Source organism: Moorena sp. SIO4A5 (assembly GCF_010672005.1).
GTDB lineage: Bacteria > Cyanobacteriota > Cyanobacteriia > Cyanobacteriales > Coleofasciculaceae > Moorena.
The window spans coordinates 36,875-44,726 of sequence record NZ_JAAHHZ010000055.1; the positions used below are offsets into that span (position 1 = coordinate 36,875).

Consider the following 7,852-nt stretch of genomic DNA (forward strand, 5'->3'; position numbering starts at 1 on the left):
ATTGATTTAACGGTGGTAGAATAGCCAAATCATGCAAGTGCGATCGCAAAAACAAGAATATCCACTAATCTCAATCCATGAAAGTGCGATCGCCTCACCAAAAGTTGTTGCCTCAATTAGCTTCCCCAATCAACGTAAATGCCGCCCAATCTTTCGGGTTAGGGAACTTCGGAATCATGGTCAACATGGCTTGGCGCAACGCTTGCGCTTTATCCCCTGTGCTGTCAAGATTTTGATAAAACTCCTTCATCAAATCAGCCGTGGGAGCATCGGGAACTGACCACAAGGAAACAATAATACTGGGAACTCCGGCAGCAACTAATGAGCGAGATAGACCGATAACTCCATCACTGGTAATATCACCTTGTCCAGTTTTACAGGCACTCAGGACAACTAACTCAGCATTTAATTTCATCTGTAACAGTTCACCTGCGGTGAGCAAACCGTCATTGATCTCTCCTGTGCCGGAGGGGGCAAGGGCAATGGCTCCGGGTATACCGAGTCCTTTAAAATCACTTAATAGACCGTGAGTAGCCAGATGAATAATTCGAGCTTGGAGTAGTTTAGGCAAAATAGCAGCTTTAGTGGCACTCTTCCCAGTAAGAGCTTGGGTGTTAAGGAGTTCGGCAATCTTAATTGCTTCTTCCTGAGCATGAGGTAACTCAGGTAATTGTTCGGGTTTTTCTCCTGGTTTAGTGGTGACCCTGGGCATGGTGGGGTTGCCTACGACTACAGCACCTTGGACTGAATTGGGAAGCTGTTTCCGTTTTTTATGGGTTAAACCCAAGACTTCAATGGATGGAGCAGTTAGAATAGTGTGTCTCTGAATTAGGTAGTTGCCATCCTTGTCCTGTAGAGCGGGAAAGGGAACGAGAAATAGTTGTTGATGAGGGATGAAGATCACTCGGTCATTCTCATTTTTTGGTAGTAGGTCGGCGATGGGTTTAATGAGGAGTTCATGGAGTTGTTGTAGACTTTTTCGGTTGAAGGCTTTGACAATCGCTACTACATCAGTAATAGGACGTGGGATAGTAGTATCTTCTTCCCAATTCTCCAGTCTGAGTTTGAGAGTGTCTTGCTGAATATCGACTACTTGCCAGGGTTGGTCAAACTGGTCATCCTTTAATTTTACCCAATCACCCACAGTCGGTAGGGTTTGATTGGCACCGCTGCGACATTCGTCTTGAAGAATACAGAAATATCCGTTGCTTACCAATTTTTCTAGGGACGTTTCTTGAGGGAGGTCAACGGCACGAAACTCAATCTTACCTGTGGGCAGAATGACCCAACTATAGAGTTTAAATTCCTTACTATTGCTGGGAAGAATAGAATATTCAACTAGGGTCGAATTTTGTTCTACAGCAATCTGTCGAATTTGTTTAAGGGATATTGGCTTGAAATCAGCAATTTCTTCTGAGTTAACAGCTAACCGCTTCGCTAGTAATTCCACAAAAGCTCTTGTCCGGCCTCTTTCTGAAACTTCTAGAGCTTTTTCACGTTCATTTTGCTGAATGAGTACATATTGTAGAGCCTTGTAAGGAAATACTTTGTTTTCAAACATTGATATTTTATGGAGATCTTTGTTAGGTCTGATCACAGACTCTATTAAATCAATAGCTTGATAAAGCGTTGCTTTGGCTTTATTTAGCTTACCCATGCTCATAAAAGTACTGCCGATATGAGCAAGAGCATTAGCTTGATCATCAGAAAGTTTTAATTCTTGGAAAATTGCCAACGCCTGTTGATAGAAATGGAGAGCTTCTTGAAACTGTTCCATTCCACTATAAGCTTTGCCAATGTTCAACATAGTCTTCGCTTTATCACTGTAAAAACCATATTTTTCACAAAAATCCAAAGCTTTACGATATAACTCTAGTGCCTGTTGTTTATCCCCCAGTTCATAATAAATTAAGCCACTGTCATTAAGGCTAACTGCTATTCCTTCGCAATCGCCAATTTTTAAACTAATGTCGAAGACTTGGTTATACAATTTCAGTGCTTTTTGATACTCACCCTGATCGCCGTAAATTGAGGCTATATTGGTGAGGCTAAATATTTCTCCTCTTTTATCTCCAATTTTACGATTAATGTCCAAAGCTTGTTGGAAAAGTTCTAGTGCTTTTTGATGGTTACCCTCTAAAGAGCTTTGAATTGCTTGGATGCTGTTGATACTACGTCCTTGTGTAACACGATTGCCAATTTGTTGGCTGACGTCTGAAGATTTATCGAAAAACTCCAGAGCTTGGGAATACTGAGCCAGTTCTGCATGAATCCTTCCCATATTGCTCAGAATTATAGACTCAATAGTACGATCACCTATTTTTTGAGTAAGAGGTAAAGCTTGCTGATATAACTCTAATGCTTGTTGATATTGCTCTCGATTTGTGTATTCTACTGCCATTGAGTAGAGTATTTTGGCTTCCCATGCTGTATCCTTAAGTTCTCTGGTAAGGGATAATACTTGCTCGTAATTGCTCATGGCTGCTTGAAATTGACCTTGATCCAAATACTGCAAAGCTTCTTTCTGTAGCTGTAAAGCTTTGTAGCTTGGTTGTTGACCAATACTTGTCTGTACTGACAGAGGTGAGACGAGATAATCCTTTGTCCAATCAGGACGAGGGGGAATATTTTTGTTCTGTATGTCTTGCTTCCACTCAGAATCAGATTTCCGCATAACGCTAGGAACTTCAAATTCATAGTGACTCATAACCGGACCAGCAAAAACCATGCGGTCGTCACCATTTTCTACTGCAATCATCAGCATATCTACATTACCCACACCCTCATGAAGGACAATATCTGGTTCTCGTTCCCCTATACTTGTATGCACATCTGCAACCAAGGCATCCCATTTGTCAGAGTCTTTTGGATTGCTGTAGAAAAGCTTAGGATACCAGCCTTCGTATTTGGGAGAGCCCGATGCTCGTTGAATGATCTCAACAATATCTTTGAGAAATTTGGTTTCTACTTTTGTAAGGGGCTGCTGGGCAAGTTCTTTTGACGCAATCTCTTTGATAATCCCCAACTTTTGGGCAAATTGTTCAAGAAATTTAACCTGTTTGGTCTGAATTTCTTGGGATTCTAAGGGAGTCTTTTTAAGCTGTTGGGCTGTTAGCCTTACCATTTGCTCAAAACGTTCCCAGAATTCTGGTCTTGGCTCAACGAAACCAGCCGGATATTCGCATGCCAAAAAAATACCATAGCTTTGTTTGGCGTAGAGAATGGTATCGTGACGCAACTGCGTCCATGAAGCTAACTGGGTGTTGAGGGTTTTCATGGCCCAAGGCTGAGTTCGCATAGCTTCAGGATATTTGGAATTTGAGGTAGGTACTGAAAGTTCACGCAACGTTGCCAGCCAATTCATGTAAATGTTGTCTTTCCAAACAGATGGGTCTTGTTGATCGATTACATTTTTGGCTGCTGCTAAGTTATTTTGGTAGTTAAGACCAACTTTTGGCTGCTGCTTCTCAAGATTGGTAATACGCTCAACGAGATTGGGAGTAACCTGATTGTTATCCAATGCAGCAAAGGCTACATCCAAAGCTGTTGGTCTATTCTGTTTAATAAAAGTACCATCCCAAATTTTTGAAACATCGACTACCTGAGACATTACCCAACTATCCAAAACAAACTTTTGACCCAATATTGTGAATGATCTGGGTAATTGTGGTTTTTCTTCCTTGAAGAGTAAGTGGTAATGACCTCGGATATTTTGAATACCAAATTTTCCATCCAAGATAGTATTTTGCAGTTGCTCTAGGCTTGACCGACTGTTGACATTTGCTGGAGAGTTAATCTGTGCTTGTACCAAAAGTTTATCCAGTTGAGCAAAAGTCATAGAATCTGTCCAACCAACAAAAGTTTGGATAATTTCATCAAATTGCTGCCATAACTCAAAATTTCCGGATTTTTTAAGAAGGTCATGAAAAATAATCGCTGCCCCCAGTTCTCGTGGAGAGGCTTCTTCAGGTTTACCAGCAATACGGAAGTCAATTCTGCCACACCACATCATTGCCTGGAAATACTTCCTAAGTCTTTCAGAATTTTCATAATGACCCCTTGGTTTAAATTGAGAAAAATCTACCCGGCGCTCTCGTCCAAACAACTTAAATCCCTGTAATTGTTGAGCTTTAACAAAGTTGAGAGTTTCAGCAACACGCTCATCTTGATTTAAGTAAGTCTTGACGGGTTCATCAGCTAGATCAGATTCTGGAGATGCTTCGTTGTTAGATTTCCCTACAATTATTTGTAGTCTTTTATTTTTAGACTGTTTAGCAGAATTGGGTTTAAGCAAGGAACGAGCTACAGCTAGGAAATAATCAACATCCTTTAAACTTGATTCTAGTTCTCCATTACCATATTCTTTTGCTGCCACAGGGATAGTTTCTGCCATACCCTGAAGTATTTTTTCTAGAGATGGAGCTAAAACCTTTTCTTCTAGTTCTTTGAGCATGGCATCGTAGGACATATGCCAGGCATGGAGAATGGAGTCAGCGGAAACAAAAACAGGTAAGTCGTTACTATAGATGCGATAGAACATCCTAGCAAAACTCTTTGTCCCGAGGCGCTCACTGACTACAAATCCATTTTTATTGAAAACGCTAAGTTCATCTTGGTTCAGTCGAAAATCGTAGTAGAGTTGCTCGTGCTTTTTTGGATCTCGATTGAATAAATCCCAGTATTTAGCTGTGGTTGGATCCCAACTAATTCCTTGAATATAATCAGCATTGGCATCATACCTTTGGGCAAATTTTTCCGTTGACATCTGCCCAATTTTATTCCATTCTTCTTCAAAGGCAGCATTGTAACCGAAAGTATCACTTGTTGTTTGAGCAAAAGCTCTTTTGGCAAAAAAGTCAGAGCCATTAATGGAATTGATCAGGAAGGGCTGATTACTGACAATAATAAACAGTGCCACCAAAAAACTAAGAATCAGCTTTTTTGATTTCTTGAAATGTTTCATCACAAACCTGCTTAAATGCTAGTGAATAGTGAACAAAAAAAATCAGGTTAATAATCAAAAATATTACTCAACTGTGCAACAATCAACTAAAGGCTGTGAGTCAATTTCCTTCAAACCCACCTGCTCTAATAAATCTGCCCAATCCTGAGCCAGAGTTTTATCCTGAGGATTAGCTAAACGCAGTTCAGCTAGACTAGTTAGGGCATCAAACCACAACCCTTGTTTGGCATAAACAACAATACGCTCCCGGGGATTCTTGCCTTCTAACTGCTGCTCCAAATCATCAGTGATAGAGATTCTTTCAACACCACCACTAACGAAATCATTATCTAATGGGTCTGTGGGATTGCAAATCACAGAGAAACGCCAATGATATAAATCTTCCACAACAAGTCCTGAGACCGTTTCCGGTAGAGTTATCTTGACTATTCCGGGTGTATTTTGGAGCGTAAACGTTTCTTTGTAGATCTCCTTAAGTTCCTTATTCCGCAACCGAAATTCTGCTTGGAGTTTCCGGTTATCGGAATAGGGCACATAAAACCAAAAGGTAGGACGTTCACTAGTCGTTAAGCCGAAATTAGTACCAGGTACTAAAGCAATAAATTCCTCAAAGGGACAGTCGTTCCGACTTCCTGCACCTTTACGTTTACCAGGTGCTCCTTTAGGAGGTAGAGTAAGCTCTAATTTAACTGGAACTGGCAATTCAGCTATAGGGGTTAAGGTGTTTTCCCCTTGCTTGAGCAAGTTAGTTAGGGGTTCAATTGCCTCTATAGCTTTAACTATGTGAGATTCGAAACTAAATAACCAACTCAGAGTCAGAGCAATAATTACCTTTTGTAGACGAAATTTATTACGATTCATGATACAAAACATCCCTAATTTACTTAAGAGATTACCTATCTAATCAAGCTCTTAATCAAGATGCCCTGAAACTAAGGAACCAGCCATCTAAACCACCTGCCATTTTGAGGCTGGAAAAAATTAACCTATTTATATAACAGTGTTAGTTTTGAAAATTATGCAAAACACTGGAATTATTTTTTTCAGCGTTGCTGTGACAACTGTAAGCGCACCGGGGATACTTTTAGAGTTTTGTATCCCCCAAAATAGGGAGCTATGGAGGAAAATTATACCCAAAATCAGCAAATACATTTTGTCAATTACCCAAAACCGAGCAACTAACCGATACAGCCCTTTGGTAACCAACAATCATCCCTGTAGCCACAAAAGCCAAACCCGAAGGGATTAATGGTATCCACCAACCTTGAATAAAGACAACAAAGCAAACACCAGATAAAATTACCAGATTGGCGATACCCACTCCCACCCAATGAAAGAGTCGTTTACAGACCAACACCAAGAAACCCCCTAGACTCCCCCAAGCCCAAATCCACAAAAACTCTCCCCACTCGGACCATATCCACAACGGTTGTTGTCCATCTTTCACCGCACTCAGAATCTGACTAACCATCTGAGCATGAATAAATACACCACGCATCTCTATAGTCTGGTTTGAATTCCGAGTAAAAGGAGTGGAAAAATCATCTTGAACGCTAGGGGCAGTAACACCAATCAAAACTACCCGGTCTTTAACCCAACTCGGTTCAAATTGATCCGTTAGAATCTGTTTTAGGGTAACCCTTTGGGCGATATCACCAGGAGTGCGATAATCCAGTAGCATCTGATAGCCAGCATTACTGGTTCCGGAGTAATTACCAGCATAACCAGGCAACGACCTTAACGTGGTTTCCCCTAATTGCACCTCATCCTCTAGTGTGGGCTTCGGGTCAATCCCCTCTGCAGCTAAGTAATGTAGTGCTAACTGCAAACTTAGAGACATCTCAGTCTGACAAGGGGAATCACGGTTAAAGCTAGCATACCAAAGATAACGGCGCAGTACCCCATCGGAGTCAATCACCACATCGGTAAAGCCCAAACGTTCCGGTGGCACTTCTGGGGGTGGGGCAATACCACCATAGTTACGAGTGGGGTTACTAGCTTGACAGACAGCAAAAAAGTTATCCATCCTTGCCAAGGGATTCGCCAAATCCTGATACTCCTCACTGACCGGAAAATCCCGATAGATATCCAAGCCAATGGCACGAGGGTGATGAGCCTGTAATTTATCCAACAGTTGAGCCAAAGCCGCATCAGACAGGGACCACTTACGCTTCATACCCTGGTCATCCTGATACTGAAAATCCTCCTCAGTTATTTCAACCACTAACAGCCTCGGGTCAACCCCTTGGTCGGGTCGCCAGCGCATAAATTGGTCATAAGCCTGTAACTCCCAGGGTTGGATTACCCCCCATGGCCGCACCACCATCAGGGCAAGGGTAACCAGAAAACTGGCAATCACAGCCGTGCGGGGTAACTGCCAAGGAGACTGGTTGATCGGACCATAGCGTAATTCTTTCCAAGTGGGGGGTTGAACGGTAGGGTTTTGGCAAACCACCGGTAACCAACTGGCACAGGGATACTCTTGTTCCCAGCCATGTAATTTTTCCCGTGCTTCTGCCACCGAGCTATACAGAGACTCACCCCGGATGTAAGCGTCTAGAAAATACCGCAAAAACTTGGGTGATACTGGGTCTGGCACTTTCTCGGCCATCACAATCACCTGGGGCAAATACAAATCCTGCTGTGCTGCCAACTGGTAGGCTAAGCCGAGACCATCACAGGAATTAAAGATAGCTAACTGCAACCCTCGTGCGATCGCTTTTTTCAAGGCAAACCGCAGATCATCGATAGTCAACCGTTCGGTCTGATTGAGTTGAATTTCCCCCCGCTGCCCCTCTTGGGAAGTGCCACTGTGACCAGCAAAAAACAGAATATCCCACCCCTGCTCCCATAACTGCTGATTCAACTCCGATGCCTGGGGTTCCTGCC

3 protein-coding genes are annotated in these 7,852 nt (G+C 42.3%); all 3 read right to left on the bottom strand.

Annotation, left to right across the window (positions count from 1 at the left end):
• Positions 1-112: 112 nt before the first annotated feature.
• Positions 113-4,963 carry a DUF3160 domain-containing protein gene (locus tag F6K57_RS18195; protein WP_293069721.1) on the bottom strand — a complete coding sequence of 1,617 codons (4,851 nt, stop codon included), beginning with the start codon at positions 4,961-4,963 and terminating at the stop codon, positions 113-115.
• Positions 4,964-5,026: 63 nt separating this feature from the next.
• The gene (locus F6K57_RS18200; RefSeq protein WP_075899184.1) at positions 5,027-5,824 is read right to left on the bottom strand and encodes a DUF928 domain-containing protein; all 798 of its coding nucleotides are present in this window, start codon (positions 5,822-5,824) and stop codon (positions 5,027-5,029) included.
• A 295-nt stretch (positions 5,825-6,119) separates the two neighbouring features.
• Positions 6,120-7,852 (bottom strand): CHASE2 domain-containing protein (locus F6K57_RS18205; protein ID WP_293069723.1); only part of this gene is annotated, 1,733 nt, incomplete at its 5' end.